Genomic DNA, 19,239 nt, shown 5'->3' with positions numbered 1-19,239 from the left:
AAAATTAATCCCGTCTCCATAAGATTAACTGAAGCGCTCGCTATATAAAGATTCTAGCAGCTTTTTTGACCACAAAAGTACAGCAGTGACTTTAACAGGTTCGTTGTCGCTATTTAAACTTTTGACAAATTCTGTCTCGCTTCTTAAAAAACGGGACTTGTAAAAATTAGACAATCAAAGTCCTCTTGAGGCGTCCTGGTGATACGGGATTGTACCCTCGATCGAATGTCCGAAAGCCTCCCCATCACCTACGTTATCGATCGCAATACAATTTTTCTAAGTTTTGGCATCGCCGGGGCCGAAACTCTCAACGCCGATCGCGTTTACATTAGTATCAACACTTGAGATTATTCCGGCTATCGGGACGGTCGCCCCCATTATATTCAAGCCATTCAAGAAGCATTTCGGATAGGGGCACAATAGGGGAAAGAACGTGATGCACTCTCTATCTTAATACCTCTGATTGAGCTAAAAAAGACAGAAATCATTAAATTAGGCAATAATGGGGGAGTGCCTTGCAAAAAAAACTTGGTTTTGTTACGGCGGTGAAGTTGCTGGCGGCGTTTGCGATTCCTGTGAGTTAAGTCGGGCAGCGTTTAAGGAGTTAGGTTTACAAGATCCGCTGCCTTATGCTCCCAACCATAAAACCTATAGATAAAAATTTTCTTAATAATTTGGCCACAACAGTTGACAGAAGCTTAACCAACGGATAATCTATTTTAATGAAAGTTTCTTCCAAATAGCTTATAATAGTTATGCAATTTTAAACTGCCACTCAAACTCCTAAAAATCATGAAGCGGCGGCATTTTGTTGGGTTATCGCTATTGTTTGTAGCAAGTTGTTCTACAACAGTAAATCAATCTAATCGCACTTCTTCCAATTTGGCCGTAAGTGAACCTGAAACCCTTGAATTTGCTGTAACTGATGTTCAGGGTGCAGAAGATTTGCAGCAAAATTATCAAACCTTTCGGACTGTTCTTGGGGAAGTTTTGGAGAAAAAAATTGAATTGTTCCCCGTAGATAACTATATAGCAGCAGCCGTAGCTCTCCAGTCGGATCAGCTAAAATTAGCTCTAACAGGGCCATCTGAATATGTGATTATGCGGGCCCGGACAAATGCTGTTCCCATCATTGCCATCACCCGCCCGGACTATCACTCAATTATTCTTGTTCGTGCCAATAGTGAGATTAAGTCACCAGCACAATTGAAAGGTAAAACAATAGCTATGTGGAAAATAGGTGCAACTGGTGGTCATCTAGGCCCGATTAAAATTCTCCTGGATGCTGGCTTAAATCCCCAATCCGACTTCAAAATCTCAATGTTGGAAAGAAAGGGTTTGCAGGCTCTCAAACAAGACCAAGTTGATGCCTTAGCAATTGGTGTGAATAGATACAAAGATTTACTCAAAACAGACGGTTTATCAACCAATGATTTTCGGATTATTGCCACAGGGCAACCCTTACCTAGTGATTTGTTTGTTGCTAGTAGCAACCTGCCTAATACTCTTGTTGAAAAAATTCGCGATCGTCTGGTAGAAAATCAAGATCAGCTAATTGAAGCAATTTTAGTTGGGAAAGATAATGATAAGTATCAAGGAGCTAAACTGGTGCCAGCAAACGACAGTGATTATAACATGATTCGTGAAGTTTATAAAGCCATTGGTCAGGGGAATCTCTTTTAAGAAGGTTAAATTTTATCTAATGCCTACTTTGTAGTAGGGCTTTAGCCCTTAATCCATAAGCTCTAGGGAAGATGCCCTACTATGAATAAGAGACTTTATTTATGTGCATTTACTAATAAACTTGTTAAAATTTAGCTCAGGTTGCCAGTATGCAAAAGTTTGAACAGAGAGAGAATAGGGCTGTGAGGTTCAAAAACCTTATCCTAAATAGACGAAAAAATAATGTCGCTGTCACTGAAGGATCTCGCGACCTCAAAAATCCTCTCAAAAAAACTCCCTTGACTGCAATTAACCGCTTCATTTCTCGGTTAAGCATTGCCAAAAAAATTAATTATGGCTACTCACTAGCAATTGGAATAGCCGTACTAGGAGCCACAGGGGGAATGATCTGTGGAGACTATTACCAAGACCAAGCTTTCCAAGCTCTAACTTTCGCCGACCAGCAACAGGATTTGCTCAGGGATTTAGAATATTCCGTGCAGGTAGTGCAGTCACATCCCAAACGACTAATATCTATCTTGGGAGATTCAATCTGGTTTGAATATGAAACTGCTAAGTTCTCGAAAGATGTTAAGGCCGTTAAAAAACTTATTGCAGAAATAGACACTTTTAGTGAAGAACATTCCACAGAATTAGCAGTAAATTATGCTGAATTAAAGAAATTGTTAGATGGTTACACAACTGCGACAGATTCGTATTCTCAATTGCTCACATTTTTTGGGCAAGAAATAGCTTCCTCCGCGCTAAAACCAGAAGAAGTTAAAGAGGCACAGCAGCAGGTATTGGATTTAATCAGAGGGGATAGAGCAGTTAAGCTCGATGTTAAGTTTGAGCGACTGTCAGAGAGTTTAAGCTTGATGACAGAAGTAGCTAAGGCACAGCAAAGACAAGCCTACATTAATTTTAAGATAGCTGAGAAATTGCGAGTGCAAATCATCGTAGTGAGTATGTTAGTGTCAGTTGTGATCGCTACTTTTCTAGCCATCTGTACCAGCCGGGCGATCGCCATCCCTATCCAAGCTGTAACCAGCGTTGCTAAAACTATTACTCAACAAGCAAATTTTGATTTGCAAGCACCTGTCACCACAGAAGATGAAGTAGGAACCTTAGCAAAATCCATCAATCAATTAGTTCAATGGGTAGCAGAATACACCTATGAATTAGAGCTGGGTCGCCAAACTTTGGAAGAGCGAGTAGAAGCAAGAACAGAAGAGCTTACAGCAGCGCTTCACCAACTAAAACACACCCAAACCCAGTTAATTCAAACCGAAAAAATGTCCAGTTTAGGGCAGATGGTGGCAGGCGTAGCCCATGAAATAAACAACCCTATTAACTTTATTCACGGCAACCTAGAATACGCCAACGAGTATATTATAAACTTGCTGAATTTACTTCGTCTCTATCAGCAGGAATACCCGGAACCCACAGAGGCGATCGCAGAAGAAATCGCAGAAATAGAACTAGACTTTATCACAGAAGATTTACTAAAACTGCTTGAATCTATGAAAATAGGTTCTGAACGCATCCGGCAAATAGTTTTGTCTTTGCGAAACTTCTCTCGCTTAGATGAATCTCAAATGAAATTAGTTGATATCCATGAAGGCATTGACAATACACTATTGATTTTGAACAGTCGGCTCAAGCAGGGAATTGAAGTTGTCAAAAACTATGGAGAGTTGCCAGAAGTAGAGTGTTATCCAGCGCAGCTAAATCAAGTATTTATGAATATTATAGCCAATGCGATAGATGCACTAGAAGAGTCATCCCAGGACTCTAAAAAAGGGAAAAATCCTCAGATTTTAATTCAGACGCAAAAGTTGGATAGTAGCCAAATTCTGGTGCGAATTTGCGATAACGGCCCTGGCATTCCATCCGCCATCCACAGTAAGCTATTTGACCCATTTTTTACAACTAAAGAACCAGGAAAAGGCACTGGTATCGGACTCGCAATTTGCTACCAGATTGTGGAAAAACATCGGGGGAAAATAGAGGTAATTTCATCTTTGGGAGGGGGAGCAGAGTTTGCGATCGCACTCCCCGTCTCATCTCAAACTTGAAGCTAGATATTGTCTATTTTGAGGACATTAATGTGTTAACGACGGCACATAATTTGTTATTCGACTATTGAAACTCAGATCCCACAGCAGCCCAATTTCCCAAACCAGCCGACTTACTCAACCAGTTGAAGACCCGACGTAAAAAATCCGGGGCGAACTTGTCAGATATAGAGGCGCTTTTGGACATAGTAGAAAACCATTAGCGCAAAAATTGAGCAACAAACAGAACTCTTGGTGACAAGAAATCTGAAACCGTTGACTCACAAATGATGGAAATGGATGGGGGCGGAGGGACTTGAACCCACACGACCGTTTCGGGTCAACGGATTTTAAGTCCGTAGCGTCTACCATTCCGCCACGCCCCCCTTTGGTCTAACTGCTGTGGTTTTGAGCCACTAACAGCAACAGCCTTTTATTCTACAGGCAAAACCCCAATTTACGCAACCCCTAATCAAAAAATTCCCAAAAGTCGCGCTGGATCTCCGCAAGCGGTACAATAGTTAACCAGCTAACGGAGCGTGTCAACTGACTTACCCGTGTTATTATTCCCCTAAAGCAAATCTATGTATATTACCTTACTGCTTTACGCCGTCTTGGCAGGAGCCTACCTCCTGGTAGTACCCGCGGCCACCTACGCTTACCTGAACAGCCGCTGGTACGTCGCTACCTCTTTTGAGCGCGGCTTCATGTACTTCTTGATGTTCTTCTTCTTCCCAGGTATGTTTCTCCTAGCTCCGTTTTTGAATTTTCGGCCCAAACGGCGGCAGATAGAAGCCTAAATGCGACGTATTGACGTAATTGGAATCAGTGTCGGCTTTTTTGTAGCAGGTGGGTTTGTCTACTTGCTACTGCAATTTGCCGGACTCGACAGTATGAATGCAGGGATTTGGAGTCAGTTATTTTTGGTCGCCGGCTTGATTGGCTGGCTGGTGACTTATTTATTTCGAGCACTGACTCAAAATATGACCTACAGCCAGCAATTGCAAGACTACAAAGAAGCTGTCTTGCAGAAGCAGCTAGATGCACTCACTCCTGAAGAATTAGCCAAACTTCAAGCCGAAATTGAGCAGGAAAAAGATAATTAGTCAGTGGTTAGTGGTCAGTTGTCAGTTGTCAGTGGTTAGCTGTTAGTTGTCAGTGGTTAGTGGTTATATCATGTCCGGTCGAGCGATCGCGATTTTTGTAGGGCGGGTTCACCAACAATACCGCCAATAATTTACAATCTCAAAAACCCGCCCCGACCGGGATATTATGGTTAATCGATCGGACATGATATTAGTTGTTATTAGCTAATACTAACTGCCAACAACCAACTGCCAACAACCAACAACCAACTGCCAACAACCAACTGCCAACAACCAACTGCCAACAACCAATGACTGATGACTAATAACTAATGACTATTTCTAATTGTTTTGAAACGTTACGCAAGAACCACCAATGTGCATTGATTCCTTTTATTACTGCTGGCGACCCAGACTTGGAGACAACGGCTAAAGCACTGCAAATTTTGGATGATAACGGTGCAGACGCGATCGAGCTTGGCGTTCCCTATTCTGACCCGCTAGCTGACGGGCCGGTGATTCAAGCCGCTGCTACAAGGGCTCTACAGCGGGGAACGCGGTTAGATGCGGTGCTGGAAATGGTAGCGAAAGTTAGTCCAAATTTGCGATCACCCATCATTCTCTTCACATACTACAACCCGATTTTGTACCGAGGTATAGAAACCTTCTTGCAGCAAATCAAAAGTGCTGGAGTTCAGGGATTGGTTGTACCAGACTTGCCCTTAGAAGAAGCCGACAGTCTCATCCAACCTGCCAACAAATTAGGGATTGAACTAACATTATTAGTTGCTCCCACCAGTCCCAAAAGTCGTATAGAGGCGATCGCTCGTCAGTCTCAAGGATTTATTTACTTAGTCAGTGTGACGGGGGTGACGGGAGTACGCGAAGGCTTAGAAACGAGAGCAAAAGAGTTGCTGCAAGAACTTCGCGCCGTCACCGACAAACCCATCGGCGTCGGGTTTGGTATATCGCAACCCGAACACGCTCGCCAAGTGAAAGAATGGGGTGCAGATGCTGCGATTGTTGGCAGTGCTTTTGTCAAACGCTTGGCAGAAGGTACTCCCGAACAGGGCTTAGAGGCGATCGGTGAATTCTGCAAAAGTCTAAAAACAGCGATTCAAAATCCTTAGCAACTGTACAGATACTTTCAGCCATTAGACAGATGTGTGCGATCGGGATGTGCCATCACAATTGCGATTAAAGACCTTGTTGTACTTGAGATAATACACCACATTCCTTCTAGTTCCTGACTAGAAGGTTTTTTTTGAGACGAACACGCACAACATTTCAACATAGTGTGCGTCTGGAGATCCAAACAGCTATGTATGGAAACGGCATTGCCTTGTCCCGCGCAGGGTGCTGCGACTTTTAATAATTGGTAGAAGATTGAGGATTATTCATTCCTTGTTCCTGATTGCTGATTTCTATCCGGTCGCCAAGCCTTCTTCCTTCTTCCTTCTTCCTTCTTCCTTTTTCCTTCTTCCTTTTTCCTTCTTCCTTTTTCCTTCTTCCTTCTTCCTTCTTCCTTCTTCCTTCTTCCTTCTTCCTTTTACTATAACTTAAGGAATGTAACTTGGGATAGATGAAAAGCTACGGTTTCTATTCGTATACTTAAAAAAGTGTTTAAGTGCCTAATTTAGTAAGGCTAGACATCTACAAAGCCACAAGGCATTTGAGCATCTCACAATAGAAAGGAGCCTTTTTATGAACAGACTAACTGCATTTCTGAAAAAAATTCGAGCTGTACAAATTTTAACCGTGTTTCTGGCTGGCATTTTAGTATTAGTGAGTACGGCCTGCAGCAGCCCTGATGTGGCGGCAGGAAAAACTGATGTGATGGCAGGAAAAGCTGATGCGAGGGTAGGAAAAACTGCCGACAAAATTAGAGAAGAAGTACCGACCGGGGCTGTAACGTCCGAATTCAAAGGCGGAATGAACGACTACCCCGATGTCGATCCCAGAAACAAAAAGATGACAACAACAGAAGCAAAAGCTGATCTTCTCAAAGAGCAAGCGCAGCACCGCATTGACACGAAATCTAGCAACAATGTAGGCGAAAACGTGCGTCGGGTAGCGGACGATGCGCCTGACAAACTCACCCAAGTTGGTGAAAAGGTGAAGGAGGATGCTCGCACGGCTCAGCGCAAAGCTGATGACTTTGGCGACAAAACCAAACAAGGCTTTGCTAATCTTAAAGAAAACACTCGCGAAGGCTTGAAGGGAGCAAAAGATATTGTTAAAGAAGCCACGCAAGGAGCAAAAGAAAGAGTATCAGAAGGTACTGAGTCTCTGAGATATAATACCGCCGGCGGCCAAGAAAATATCAATGATGCAGCACGAGATGCAAGATAGAAGGCTCAAGATGCCTCAGACAATATTTGCTAGAAAGTGAATGGAGATATTGACTGAACTCAACGAGCGGCAGAAAGAGCGACAGACGACTAATCTCAAATAACGCTGTTTCCTTTTCTGGAAGCTACATTCCGACAGGGGTTTTAACCCCTGTCGGAATGTAGGTAAAGTCAATCGATTTTACATTTTAGATTTTATAGCGTTTCCTTAGCTGATCAGGTACAACCAATCCTTATCCATTAAGGATTTTAGCTCTAAAAATGTACCTCAGTTGACTGAGAAACGCTATAGATTTTAGATTGAAGCATTGACCCCAAGGATGAATCCGGGGGCTTGTATCCTGGATGCTTTCGGTCATGTGAAGACTACTGCCTATTAATATTTGATTGGGTTTTAACCGCAGGGAGGGCTATGAGGCCGGAAGTAGAGTGCAGGGGGGTTTCACCACAATCCAACGGCCCTGTCCTTTTCGAGGGGGGACTGGAGTGCCACTGTTTTCACGACGGATTCTTTATAATTTCTATAGATTGTATTTGGACTTTTTAAGGTAGTAACTTTTTGATCGGCTTTGCGGAAATTTGGGCGATCGAACTATATTAAATTTAATTAATTAGCACTTGTAAGTTTGAAGACATGATAAGGCAGTGTTTATACGGTATTTCGCGTTCATTGAATCGCATTTGAGATTAACAGTAGAAACTTATACGTAAGTAAAAAGCTTTAATCGCGATCGCCCAAGTATAAAATATTGTTCTTTAATAGATAATTTGATTTTTTGATCGACAGCTCGAAAATTATGCTGTTTATGCCCTAAGATAGATAGACTAAGTTTTGTCAAGTTAATGTCTGGGTTGAGGTCAGCCAATATGGACACAATAATAAATGCAGTATATTTGACTAGCGTAATACCGGGGTATCGCTCGATGATCGCGCAATCGCGCAATTGTACACAGATTCTCGCTCGGCTATCGATCGGTTCATGCGCGAGAAAGACCAACAACCTGCAGCTAAAATTCTCAAACCTACATCATTGTGGCGGAGGATTTGCGGGAGGCGGTGCTGCCACAATCCCAAAAAGTTGCATTAGCGACCGTTAATTGCATCGGTAGAAATAGTCCTCAACCGAACAGACATTCTCGACGAACTCGAACGCAGACCGATTATTTACAAATACATTAAACATTCCAATCTTTCAATTAATTTTACCTGTTACCTGCTAGATTGAGGTGTATAAATTTTAGCAAAAAGAGGCCACGGATTCGGGATATATTCGAGCCGTAATCCGCAGCCAATCGACAGGCGAAATGGAGGCAAACCTTATCTTGGGAATTGTGTTTTGATGCTAGTAACGATGATGCACGACTTTTATGATGCACTGGCACATTTGGCAATCTATGCAGATGCCGCACCGGCGGAGCGCCAACAAATCCTGAAGCGCGTTGGGGCTAGTCAGAAAAAGCTCAAAGAATTCGCGCACCATACGCCGATCAATTACCAACACAAGTTCGATCTGGTTGAGGCAGAGTTGCTGGGCGTTTTGGGACAGATAGCAGAAGCAATGGAACTGTATGATCGAGCTATTACCGGAGCTAAAGCTAACGAATATGTCAATGAAGAAGCTCTTGCCTGCGAACTCGCTGCTAAATTTTACCTGTCATTAGGAAGGGAAAAAATTGCCAGACTCTACATGATAGATGCCTATGATTGCTATGTCCGCTGGGGAGATAGAGCAAAAATAGACGACTTAGAAAAACGTTATCCTCAATTATTAAAACCGGTTTTAGAACCCGCCAAACTCCCTGCAAATCCATTAGCAAATTTTCCAACACCTGCGGGGCAAAATCCATCGCTTCATCCATCCATTCATCCGTCTGTTTCGGCGAGTGTCTCAGATTTTGGGAATTTTTCAACACTGCTAAAAGCTTGTCAAGCGCTCTCTAGTGAAAGAGAACTCGATCGACTGATTGCCAAACTGATGCAACTGGCGATGAAAAATACAGGAGCTGACAAAGGAGCGCTGATTTTGCCAAACGGCAATCAATGGGAAATCGCGGCTACCAGCGCGCTCGACAATTCGGGACTCGAGTGGGCGATCGACTTATCATCTGCAAAACTCGATGAAAACAGCGATATCTTGCCCCTTAAAATTGTTGACTGCGTTAAAAATTTATTGAAACCTGTGATTGTTCGGGATCTCGCTCAACAACGTGATTGGGATTCCGACTCCTACATCCTCAAATACCAACCGCAGAGCCTGTTGTGTTGGCCGATTGTCGATCGAGGCAGCTTAGTCGGCATTTTGTATCTGGAAAATCGCTTAACCGCAAGAGTTTTTACTCGCGATCGTCTGCAACTTCTCAATCTCCTGTCTTCCCAGGCAGCCATCTGTTTGCAAAATGCTCTTCTCTATAAAAAATATCAGGATTACAACCAACAATTAGAGCGATCGCTAGTAACAATTAGCCGAACCGAAGCTCAGCTTGCCGATCAGAAACAAATGCTGCAAGCAATTCTTGATGTGGCTCCGATTTGGATTTGGATGGTTAATCCCAGTGGTAAAGTACAGTTTTTCAACAAGACATTTTGTGAAGATGTAGGCGTGCCTCTGAGCGATTTCCTAGCTGTCGATCATTATAAAGATATACTGGGGGAGAATGCAGCGGGCTGTCTGGCTTCCGATGCGGCCTGCCTTGCTCAAGATTTGCCGCATTACTCCAGCGAAATTCTCAGACTTGTTGACGGCAAAATACACGATTTAGAAATCACGAAAGTGCAGTTAAAAAATTCCCAGGGCGAGACAATCGGGATTATTGGTTTGGGTGTTGATGCCACTGAGCGCAAGCGAGCAGCCGAACTTTTGCAAGAGCAAAATCAACAGCTAGAACGAACTTTAAAAAATTTACAACAAGCACAACTGCAAATCGTGCAAAGCGAGAAAATGTCGGCATTGGGTAATTTGGTCGCCGGAGTCGCCCACGAAATTAACAATCCGATTGGGTTTATTTCTGGCAATTTAAGCGAAGGTAAAAGAAGTTTGGAAGATGTGATCGCACACTTAGAATTGTATCGCTCCGCTGCCTCGCCATCGGAAATAGCCGACCACGCCGAAGAGATAGACCTCGATTATCTTTTGGAAGATTTACCGAAAATGATTGATTCAATGCAACTTGGGTGCGAGCGCATTTGCAGCATCAGCAACAGTTTGCGTACCTTCTCCAGAGGCGACAAAGACTACAAAGTTCCTTTTAATATTCACGAAGGCATTGATAGCGCTATTTTAATTTTGAAACACCGCCTCAAAGCAAACGAACACCGCCCGCAGATCGAAGTGATAACTAAATACGGCAATCTCCCTAAAATCGAATGTTTTCCCGGTCAATTGAATCAAGTTTTTATGAACCTGCTTGCCAATGCGATCGATGCCTTAGAAGAGTCAAATATAGGACGCAGTTTTAGCGAAATTACCGCCAATCCCAACCGCATCACGATTTGCACGGATATAGTCGGCGAAGGGTACATTAAAATTCAAATTGCTGATAACGGCACCGGGATAAAAGAGGAAGTTAAACAGCAGATATTCGACCATTTGTTCACGACGAAAGGTGTCGGCAAAGGAACTGGATTGGGGTTGGCAATTGTCCACCAGATTGCGGTAGAGAAACATGGCGGAAGCATCGAAGTGAATGGGGAGCCTGGAGTGGGCACTGAGTTTGCGATCGTTTTGCCTGTGAAGGGATAAATTTGAATTAAAATTCAATGTTTTTTGGGCGATCGCGTAATAAGATATACTGACTTTGATTGGGGTCTTTTTTTGAAAGCCTTGGCATAACTCTTTTAAAGTAGCATCATTTTTTTGATCAAGCAGTCTGTGGTTGACAAGCTGTTGCTACTGTACTTAATGAACCTGAAATCTGCTGTATTTTAGACCCCCTATAAGTGAGTGCGTCACCCATTTTTAGTTGGGAGATGTCTATTATACAAAAAAAATTAATCACCAAGGCTTCGCCCTACAAAAATTTATCTTAAATTTAACCAATCTTGAATTTCTTGCGCTAACCAAGCCGCCTCAACCTCTTTCAAATGGTTCCCTAAGACATAAAAGTAAGTTCCTGTATAGTTGCCTGAACGAATTCTGATTTGATTACCCCCAAAAAAAGAAGTATTGTATATAAAAGCACCCAAAATCTCAGAAAGTTCCCCCCTTTGTCCTAAATAACTCCAACCAAATATCTGATGTTCCAGTTTAAAGGAGGTCCGGTTAAATGTAATTTTATTACCATTGCCCACAATCTTAAGTAAGATACTTGTACTTGCTAGAATCGTAAACAATCCTAATCCCGTATAGAAATTTGGTTCGCCCAATACTAAGGTGATCGGCCTCAATAACAGTAGAATTAATATTCCTATTAAACAAGCACAGAAAAAAGGCTTTCTGACTAAAGTAGACGGAATTTTAATGTTTAACTCGGTTGCTGATTTGCTAACTTGAATGCGACTGTGAGGCGGTTTAGCAATTTTCCAAACAGTCGGAATTTGAAGATTAGCCCCTTGTATTTTGCCCGATTTCAAAGCTGCTAAAGCGTCTCTAGCCTTGCTGAAACGCTTTTCTAAGGCGATTTCCGTCATCTTCTCAATCCAGCTTACCAAAGTGGGATTCACACTCACGCGATCGCTAAACTGAATCCGAGAATCTTTCTGTGGCAAATCCGCAGGAGTCATCCCCGTTAACAAATGAATTAAAGTAGCTCCCAAAGCATACAAATCCGAAGCCGCCACCGCCCGCCCCCAAAACTGTTCTAAGGGTGCATAGCCACTGGTTCCTACCACTGTAAACGTTACACCTGTCACCGCCGCTTGAGCTTGTACCGCACCAAAATCTACTAGATAAACGTGCTGATCTTCCCCCAAAATTAAATTACTCGGCTTAATATCTCGGTGCAAAACTGGGGGGCTTAATTCATGCAAATAAATTAAAATTTCCAGCAATTCAGTGGCAATTTTTCGTACTTGTTTTTCTGAAAATTTCTTACCTTTTTCTAACAATTCCTGAAGTGAAAATCCCGGAATATAATCTTGCACTAACCCAAACCAAGGCAATCCTTCTCCGGCTTCCCGCTCCAGGGAAAAATAATCTCGATAGCAAGGAATGCGGGGATGATTTAGGGCCTGCAAAACTTGTGCTTCTCTTTCAAAAAGCTTGAGTTCTTCCCAGTGCATTTCCGGGCTAAAAGCTAACATTTTCAGTGTCACCTGTTCTTGAGACTCTAAATCTACTGCTAGCCAAGTTTGATGACCGGCCGCTGTGCGTCCTAAACGCTGTTGCAATTGATAACGTTCTTGTAAAATTGTTCCTGGATTTAACACAGCCTTGTCCTATTTTTTTTACTTACAGGAAATCTTCTTCACTATTAAATTAACTATTTTGCCGAGAGCGTTAAATTGCTAGTCGAAGTAATTACCCGTGCATTTCTCCATTCGGCATAATTGTACCGCGCCACTGAGCACCTGATAAATTAGCCGTGCTCAAATCTGCCCTAATCAAAGTTGTGCGGTGCAAAATTGCCTCCCGCAAATCGGTTCTAGCCAGATAAGCATCAGTCAGATTAGCTTCACTCAAATTTGCCTGATTAAAATTAGCTCGACTCAAATCAGCCCGCACCAAATTAGCTCGACTCAAGTCAGCCATGATTAAATTAGCATTGCTCAACTTAACATCAGTCATAAATGCACCCCGCAAGTTACCGCCAGCCAATTCAGCATCAATTAACACAGCTCTTTCCAACTTAGCATTTGCCATTACAGCCCAGGAAAAATTTGTTTCTACCAAAGTTGCTTCAGTCAAAAATACGCCATCTAAAATAGCTTCGCTCAAATTTGCCTGAGTCAGATTTGCTTCCCCCAGAGATGCTTCTGTCAAATTCGCGTGACTGAGATTAGCTTTAGTCAAATCTGCACCTTGCAAATTGACGCCCCGCAAATCTGCACCTTGCAAATTTGCACCCCGCAAATTTGCACCCTCAAAAATCCGCGGCTCCTTCCGCAAATTTGCACCCCGCAAGCACGCACCGCGCAAATCAGCACCTTGCAAATTGACACCTCGCATATCTGCATCGCTCAAATTTGCATCGATAAAAACTGCCAAAGAGATATTGGCTCTGCGAAAGTCTGCACCTTGCAAAGTCGCTCCGTGGAAGTCTGCATCGGACAAATTGGCTCCGCTCAAGTTTGCCTGATTTAAGTTAGCACCGCACAACTTTGCATTAGTTAAATTTGCGCGCTGAAGGTTAATTCGGCTCAGGTACGACATCGCTAAGTTTGCACCCCAGAGGTCAGCACTGCTTAAATTGACGCCAATTAAATCGGCACCACTCAGGTATATCCCTCTGAGATTCATACCTTGAAAATCTAGTTCTCCTGATGTATATCGCCTTAAAATTTCGCTGGCATTCATATTTGTTTTTGTTGTGAATTAGGTACAATCTGCTATTTCTAGACTGCTTAAGTTTCTGTTCGCGCAGGCGGACTTAATTTTTGTAGCGCCAGACTTGAGTCTGAGAAATTTGATAAAATTTCTTGAATTTCAGTTGACCCAGGCGGACTTAGTTTGTGTTACCCAAGACTTGAGTATGGCATTTAATGAGTTTGATTGACAAATTCTTGAGTCCAAAAAACTGTTTTGCTGCCTAACTGTCGCCCGTGAATTTTCACATGAGTAAGATATTTTGATTTTAAAGTACAGAGTTTTTTGTGAATGTATGTAGCTGTAGCCTGTTGGTTTGGTACTTCAGCAGACTCCAGAATTACATGGAGCCAACCATCTTTAAATCCCGCTGTAGCAGCAATTCCTTTAGGCTGTAGCAATTGATTAATCAATTGGGCGATCGCCTTTGGTTTGCCTTGCTTTGCCATTTCCAGAAGCTGATACTGATTTGCTTTATGGCTAGAGTTTTCCGGCGGTATGTCGGAAATATTGTCTGCCATGTTTTCTGGGACTTCAGAAGGATATTTTCCGCTTTCTTTTGACTCCAGTTCAATCAAAATTTCCAGCAATTTATCGGTAAACTTCTGAACTTTGCCTACATACTCTCTGAGATTTTTATATTTCCAGTACAAACGCTCCTCAGCACTTCCCGTAGAAAATTTTCCGTTCAAAGCAGCTTCTAACTGGGTGAATATATTTTCTATTTGCACCGTTGCGGAGTTAGCACTTTGACTGACTAATTCTGTCATTTCTTCTTCCAATTCCAATTTTCGTTTGATGGAATCGCTAATATTTATAATAACAGGAGCAGCAGGTTCTAAAATTTCGATAATAGTCGGCATTTCTGCAACTGGAAATGTTTCTACGATTTCCTGTCTGAACTCGGTAGCATAATTATTGCTGGTTTCGGGTTCTTTAAACGGTAGATTTTCTGCCGTGTCAGGCACTAAGTAACTCTTTTGAGGGTCATAATGATAATGAGGTGGAGCAGCTTGAAGGATGTGAGTAATCTCGCCTGGATCAAAATAATCGCTGCGTTTGTCCACCAGCTCGATCTCTTCATAAACACTGTTGTTTAAATGTGTCTGATCGTAATCTTGACTAGCCGAAGATTCGGCTTCATAGGATTCTTCCTGTTGCATTTTTGCGTAACAAAGATTCATCGCTTTGATGATTACGCTCGCAGCTTGGTCGTTTTCATCTCTGTTGTCGAGATTGCTAGCAGTTCTGTACAACTGAGATTCCAGTTCAGCTAGGCTACCACAGACATTAAACAGTTGTCGCAGCAGAGTGTCAAGTTCTTGAGTTTTCAGCAGTAGCCAGTCGCGATCGCTAAAAGTAAACTGGTGATAAAGAGTAGAAAAAATTAGGATTTTCGCCCTCAGCGGATTTGTTTGCTGCAAAATTTTTTGTCTGACATCAAATAATTTGCCGGGGTTTCTTGCACTTTCTTCGCTGCTGGGTACTTCGGAACTAAAGTGCTCTTCAAATGCGGGAGCTTCCTGACCGCCAAAACTAGATATGTTTACTTCTAATTTGGTGAAGTCTTCAAATTCATACAGCCTGCTAAGTTGACAGACTATGAGGTCTGCTACTAAAGCATACTCTGTTTTTTTATTAACCTTAGAGACTATACTATTTAAAACAGCTTCAATATCTTCTAACCTGCTGTATTTGGCGCACAGTTCTTCAATTAAAATCCTTACATCTGCGCTGGCGAGTTGGGCGGGGTCGTTTTCCCAGAACTCTTTACAAGCAAAAAATATTATTTTTTTAATGCGCGAGATATTGACATCTTGTTCTAATTCGCGAACAACTTCATCTAAAATAGATAAAGCTTTCATAGTTTTCCTCCCATAAAAATACCCCGTCAACACTCAGCAAGAAATAATACAATTATACCACATTTGATAAATGCAAGACTTTGATGCGATCGTAATTGGCAGCGGTATTGGGGGCTTAGTCGCAGGCTCGATGCTAGCTCGCTACGGCAAGCGGGTGCTCGTCTGCGAGAGCCACATCATAGCGGGCGGGGCAGCTCACAGCTTTTCGCGCCGAGGATTTCACTTTGATTCGGGGCCTTCTTTTTATTGCGGTTTGACTGATCCGCAGTCGTTTAATCCTTTGCGGCAAGTTTTTGATGTTTTGGAGGAATCGATCGCAGCAATTTCCTACGATCCGCTGGGGCATTACCATTTTCCAGAGGGAAGTTTACCGATTTATGCTAATGCGAGAAGTTACTTAGATGCTGTAGCTAAGTTCGCACCGCAAGGTGCTGTAGAATTACAGCAATTTCAACAAAACTTATTAGTTTTGTATGAAGCTTTGCGTGGAATTCCGGCTTTAGCGCTGAGATCCGACTGGCAGTTAATACCTGTTTTGCTGTCTCGGTACTCGCCTGCTTTGCTGAAGCTGTTGCCGCTAGTAGGTGCGATCGCGGGTTCAGCCGGTTCCTTGATGGATCGGGACGTGCGTGACCCTTGGGTGCGACGTTTGATAGATTTGGAGTGCTTTTTGCTGTCGGGTTTGAAAGCGCACGGAACTGTCGCGCCGGAAATAGCTTTTATGATTGGCGAACGATCGCGCTGTGCGATCGAATATCCTGTAGGTGGCAGCGGTGCGATCGTCGATGCTTTAGTCAGAGGTTTGCAGCGCTGGGGAGGAAAATTGCGCCTGGGATCTGCCGTCGAGCAAATATTAGTTGAATCCGGCAAAACCACCGGAGTTCGCTTGAAAAATGGCGAAGTTATCCGCGCCCCAATTGTCATTTCAAATGCCACAATCTGGGATACTTATACAAAATTACTGCGGCCTGAAGATTTGCCGGAAAGCTACCGAAAAAGCGCTTTGTCGATGCCCGCAGTAGACAGTTTTATGCACCTGCATTTAGGAATTAAAGCCGAAGGACTCGAAGGTTTGACCGGCCACCACGTCGTCGTTCACGACAGCAAGATTGACATTACAGTACCCGGAAATACTTGCATGATTTCGATTCCTACAGTGTGGGATGCAACTCTCGCGCCCCCCGGACATCACGCCGTTCACGCTTATACATTGGAACCTTACGAAGGTTGGGAATATGGCGAATTGTATCACCAGAAAAAGCAAGAGCGATCGCAATCTCTGTTTCAAGCTTTAGAAAGAATTATACCGGATTTGCGATCGCGAATAGTCTTAGAGTCGATCGGCACACCGCTCACCCACGCCCGATTTTTACGCCGATATCAAGGAACTTACGGGCCTGCAATCGCCGCCGGAAAAGGCACATTTCCCGGCCCGCAAACACCAGTCAAAGGCTTGTATCGGGTGGGAGACAGCACTATGCCCGGAATTGGCGTCCCCGCCGTCGCAGCATCGGGTATTTTGTGCGCGAATACTTTGGTAAATTCGGATGTTACAGCACAATTTTTATAAGCGAAGGAAGAAGGAAGAAGGAAGAAGGAAGAAGGAAGAAGGAAGAAGTAAGAAGGAAGAAGGGAAATTAACTGGTTCCCTGGCTCTGGCTGGGAACCGAGTTCCAGAGGCTCTGCCTCGCTTGCAAAAAAACAGGAGGCAGAGCAAGAGTGAAATGCGTTCCCAGCCAGAGCCAGGGAACGAGGAAAACGAGGAAAAAACTACTTTTTACAAAATCTGCCTGCTCCCAAAACTGATTATCCACCAGCGGCAAAAGCGCCCATAATTGCGATCGACAAAGCCAAACCTGGCAACAGCAGCAATCCTAACATCAAAGCATCGTGTCCGCTCATCACTTTCTCCTGATATTGACCTTTGACATTATACTCTATAAACTGCCATCTTGCCTCGACCTTAATAATTAATTAAAACCGACATATAGATTCAGGATTGACAGGGCAAATTTTATTAACAATGGGATTCCCGCGCAAGTCCAGGGTAGTTAACTTTTGCAAAGATTGCAGGGAACTGATATCAGAGATTTGATTGTTGTACAAGTCTAGTAAAAATAAATTATTTAAAGCTTGTAGCGCGCTGCTATCCGAAATCGGATTGTTGAACAGATAAAGTTCAGTCAAATTAGTTAACGATTTCAGTGGACTGATGTCTGATATTTGATTGTTACCGAGGTTAAGTTCAATTAAATTAGTGAGCGATGTCAAAGGACTAATATCTGATATTTTATTTTGGAATAAAACTAATTTATTTAAGTTAGTTAGAGATTCCAGCGGAGTCAGGTCAGATATTTCATTTCCGAATAGAAACAGCGTAGTGAGATTTTTTAAAGAACTAAGCGGGGTGATATCCGATATTTTATTATTGTAAAGGTAGAGTGTCTGGAGTTCAGTTAAATTTTCCAGAGGAGCGATATCTGAAATTTGATTGTTGTAAAGAATCAGCGCATTTAAGTTAGTTAAATTTTTCACCGGAGTGATGTCGGAAATTTTGTTGTCAAACAAGACAAGTGCGGTAAGATTAGTTAGACCTGCTAGGGGACTGATATCTGCGATTTGATTGGTATCGAGAACGAGTTGAGTCAGATTTATTAGATATGAAAGCGGGCTGATATCTGATATTTGATTGACATCCATAATCAAAGTTTTCAGATTGGTTAAAGATTGCAGGGGAGCGATGTCAGATATTTGATTACTGCCGAGGATGAGATTAGTAACTTGAGTGAAAGATGAGAGGGGGCTAATATCGGTAATTTGAAGATTTTTGAGGTTAATTTCTTTTGTATTAGAAAGCAGTTCGTTAGCTCGATCGCACTCGGAAGAATCTGATATTTGCAACAGTATCTCTACCGTATGTGTGGCGTCGGGCGAGAGATTCTCTTTTTGCTTGCACCAATCGGGAAAGTTATTATAATTTGTCATGGGCTGTGCTGCCTTAATCGATTTTAGATGCGAGATTTGAAATTTTAGATAAGTATAGCAATTCTATTTCATTTGTGAATGAGATTTTTTTCTGATTTTGAGAAATTTCCGCAAAAATTGTGTAAAGTAATCTTAACATCCTTAATTGCATTGCATTCGCAGGAGCCAAGAGCCAACTATGACACCAGAACTAATTTTTAATGTCGGTAATCTGTTCGTTGTGCCTTTCTGGGCAATTATGATTTTATTACCCAACTGGGGAATTACCCGAAAAGTGATGAATTCCTTTATTCCGTTTGCAGTGCTCGCCGTTTTGTACATATATTTGTTTGGTAGCAGTCTGACTGCGGAAAATGCGGCTGCTTTATCCAATCCTAAGTTAGCAGATATTGCTAAGTTTCTGGGGGAAGAAACGGCGGCTGCTACGGGATGGATACATTTTTTAGTGATGGACTTGTTTGTCGGGCGCTGGATTTATTTGGAAGGACAGCGGACAGGAGTTTGGACGGTTCATTCTTTGGCTTTGTGTTTTTTTGCTGGGCCGATGGGATTGCTTTCTCATATTGTAACTGCTTGGATTACTCAAAGGTTTTTCCCGAATTCTGAAAGTCTTTCAGGGGCGGACAAGATGCCCACCACACAAGAAAATTGATGTATTGTGGAACGGGCCGCTCGTGCCCGTTCGTCCCTAAGAAGGGCGCAAGTTATCAATAACAATATAGAGCGTAGCTAAACCCGCTCCTTGTATTTTGAAAGAGGTAGATGGCTGTTTA

At 42.7% G+C, this 19,239-nt stretch carries 15 protein-coding genes and 1 tRNA gene; 11 read left to right on the top strand and 5 right to left on the bottom strand.

Translation table 11 applies throughout. The annotated features are described in order from the left end of the window. Positions 1-198 precede the first annotated feature (198 nt). From QUA90_RS06235 to QUA90_RS06225, 3 genes are all read left to right on the top strand, one after another. Positions 199-345, top strand: coding sequence for a 7-cyano-7-deazaguanine synthase (locus tag QUA90_RS06235; RefSeq protein WP_333083754.1), 147 nt, complete (start codon positions 199-201; stop codon positions 343-345). A gap of 447 nt (positions 346-792) precedes the next feature. Further along, positions 793-1,683, top strand: a complete 891-nt coding sequence (locus QUA90_RS06230) for a phosphate/phosphite/phosphonate ABC transporter substrate-binding protein (RefSeq protein ID WP_333444413.1) — start codon at positions 793-795, stop codon at positions 1,681-1,683. A gap of 149 nt (positions 1,684-1,832) precedes the next feature. Next, positions 1,833-3,740, top strand: a complete 1,908-nt coding sequence (locus tag QUA90_RS06225; RefSeq protein ID WP_445300093.1) for an ATP-binding protein — start codon at positions 1,833-1,835, stop codon at positions 3,738-3,740. Between the two features lie 280 nt (positions 3,741-4,020). On the opposite strand, the gene QUA90_RS06220 is transcribed toward QUA90_RS06225, so the two are convergent. Then, positions 4,021-4,105: transfer RNA gene (locus QUA90_RS06220), tRNA-Leu, on the bottom strand. Positions 4,106-4,303: 198 nt separating this feature from the next. Here QUA90_RS06220 and ndhL point away from each other — a divergent pair. The 5 genes from ndhL (at position 4,304) to QUA90_RS06195 (ending at position 10,895) form a co-directional block, all read left to right on the top strand. Next, positions 4,304-4,519, top strand: coding sequence for an NAD(P)H-quinone oxidoreductase subunit L (ndhL, locus tag QUA90_RS06215; RefSeq protein WP_193972727.1), 216 nt, complete (start codon positions 4,304-4,306; stop codon positions 4,517-4,519). Continuing rightward, positions 4,520-4,825 carry a DUF3007 family protein gene (locus tag QUA90_RS06210; RefSeq protein ID WP_333104690.1) on the top strand — a complete coding sequence of 102 codons (306 nt, stop codon included), beginning with the start codon at positions 4,520-4,522 and terminating at the stop codon, positions 4,823-4,825. Between the two features lie 311 nt (positions 4,826-5,136). After that, a complete protein-coding gene (gene trpA, locus QUA90_RS06205; RefSeq protein WP_333056348.1) occupies positions 5,137-5,934 on the top strand; it encodes a tryptophan synthase subunit alpha in 798 nt (265 codons plus the stop codon). 574 nt (positions 5,935-6,508) lie between these two features. After that, positions 6,509-7,156: a DUF6658 family protein gene (locus QUA90_RS06200; protein WP_333444409.1), complete on the top strand. Its 648-nt coding sequence runs from the start codon at positions 6,509-6,511 to the stop codon at positions 7,154-7,156. A gap of 1,339 nt (positions 7,157-8,495) precedes the next feature. Continuing rightward, positions 8,496-10,895 carry an ATP-binding protein gene (locus QUA90_RS06195; protein ID WP_333444441.1) on the top strand — a complete coding sequence of 800 codons (2,400 nt, stop codon included), beginning with the start codon at positions 8,496-8,498 and terminating at the stop codon, positions 10,893-10,895. A gap of 278 nt (positions 10,896-11,173) precedes the next feature. Here the strand turns inward: QUA90_RS06195 and QUA90_RS06190 are convergent, their stop codons facing one another. From QUA90_RS06190 to QUA90_RS06180, 3 genes are all read right to left on the bottom strand, one after another. Then, positions 11,174-12,520 (bottom strand): serine/threonine-protein kinase, encoded by a 1,347-nt coding sequence (locus QUA90_RS06190; RefSeq protein WP_333444408.1) that lies wholly within the window; start codon positions 12,518-12,520, stop codon positions 11,174-11,176. A gap of 91 nt (positions 12,521-12,611) precedes the next feature. Continuing rightward, positions 12,612-13,607, bottom strand: coding sequence for a pentapeptide repeat-containing protein (locus QUA90_RS06185; protein WP_333444406.1), 996 nt, complete (start codon positions 13,605-13,607; stop codon positions 12,612-12,614). Between the two features lie 182 nt (positions 13,608-13,789). Next, positions 13,790-15,481: a hypothetical protein gene (locus tag QUA90_RS06180; RefSeq protein WP_333444404.1), complete on the bottom strand. Its 1,692-nt coding sequence runs from the start codon at positions 15,479-15,481 to the stop codon at positions 13,790-13,792. Between the two features lie 70 nt (positions 15,482-15,551). On the opposite strand from QUA90_RS06180, the gene QUA90_RS06175 reads away from it, so the two are divergent. Further along, positions 15,552-17,051, top strand: coding sequence for an NAD(P)/FAD-dependent oxidoreductase (locus tag QUA90_RS06175; RefSeq protein WP_333329409.1), 1,500 nt, complete (start codon positions 15,552-15,554; stop codon positions 17,049-17,051). Next, positions 17,029-17,316 carry a hypothetical protein gene (locus tag QUA90_RS06170; RefSeq protein ID WP_333388891.1) on the top strand — a complete coding sequence of 96 codons (288 nt, stop codon included), beginning with the start codon at positions 17,029-17,031 and terminating at the stop codon, positions 17,314-17,316. Before QUA90_RS06175 ends, QUA90_RS06170 begins: the two co-directional genes overlap by 23 nt. 139 nt (positions 17,317-17,455) lie before the next feature. Here QUA90_RS06170 and QUA90_RS06165 read toward each other — a convergent pair whose 3' ends face one another. Further along, positions 17,456-18,466 carry a leucine-rich repeat domain-containing protein gene (locus tag QUA90_RS06165; protein ID WP_333444402.1) on the bottom strand — a complete coding sequence of 337 codons (1,011 nt, stop codon included), beginning with the start codon at positions 18,464-18,466 and terminating at the stop codon, positions 17,456-17,458. A 178-nt stretch (positions 18,467-18,644) separates the two neighbouring features. Here QUA90_RS06165 and QUA90_RS06160 point away from each other — a divergent pair, with 178 nt between their 5' ends. Next, entirely contained in the window at positions 18,645-19,118 is a 474-nt protein-coding gene (locus QUA90_RS06160; RefSeq protein ID WP_333249384.1) for an ABA4-like family protein, read from the top strand. Positions 19,119-19,239 lie beyond the last annotated feature (121 nt).

It is taken from the genome of Microcoleus sp. D3_18_C4 (genome assembly GCF_036702355.1).
Lineage (GTDB): Bacteria > Cyanobacteriota > Cyanobacteriia > Cyanobacteriales > Microcoleaceae > Microcoleus.
Note: the sequence above shows the minus strand (reverse complement) of the source record. Positions and strands in the feature narration are given on the sequence as shown.

Coding starts and splice junctions, on each gene's coding strand:
- QUA90_RS06230 (WP_333444413.1), top strand. CDS start 793: ATGAAGCGGCGGCATTTTGTTGGGTTATCGCTATTGTTTGTAGCAAGT.
- QUA90_RS06225 (WP_445300093.1), top strand. CDS start 1,833: ATGCAAAAGTTTGAACAGAGAGAGAATAGGGCTGTGAGGTTCAAAAAC.
- ndhL (WP_193972727.1), top strand. CDS start 4,304: ATGTATATTACCTTACTGCTTTACGCCGTCTTGGCAGGAGCCTACCTC.
- QUA90_RS06210 (WP_333104690.1), top strand. CDS start 4,520: ATGCGACGTATTGACGTAATTGGAATCAGTGTCGGCTTTTTTGTAGCA.
- trpA (WP_333056348.1), top strand. CDS start 5,137: ATGACTATTTCTAATTGTTTTGAAACGTTACGCAAGAACCACCAATGT.
- QUA90_RS06200 (WP_333444409.1), top strand. CDS start 6,509: ATGAACAGACTAACTGCATTTCTGAAAAAAATTCGAGCTGTACAAATT.
- QUA90_RS06195 (WP_333444441.1), top strand. CDS start 8,496: ATGCTAGTAACGATGATGCACGACTTTTATGATGCACTGGCACATTTG.
- QUA90_RS06185 (WP_333444406.1), bottom strand. CDS start 13,607: ATGAATGCCAGCGAAATTTTAAGGCGATATACATCAGGAGAACTAGAT.
- QUA90_RS06180 (WP_333444404.1), bottom strand. CDS start 15,481: ATGAAAGCTTTATCTATTTTAGATGAAGTTGTTCGCGAATTAGAACAA.
- QUA90_RS06175 (WP_333329409.1), top strand. CDS start 15,552: ATGCAAGACTTTGATGCGATCGTAATTGGCAGCGGTATTGGGGGCTTA.
- QUA90_RS06170 (WP_333388891.1), top strand. CDS start 17,029: ATGTTACAGCACAATTTTTATAAGCGAAGGAAGAAGGAAGAAGGAAGA.
- QUA90_RS06165 (WP_333444402.1), bottom strand. CDS start 18,466: ATGACAAATTATAATAACTTTCCCGATTGGTGCAAGCAAAAAGAGAAT.
- QUA90_RS06160 (WP_333249384.1), top strand. CDS start 18,645: ATGACACCAGAACTAATTTTTAATGTCGGTAATCTGTTCGTTGTGCCT.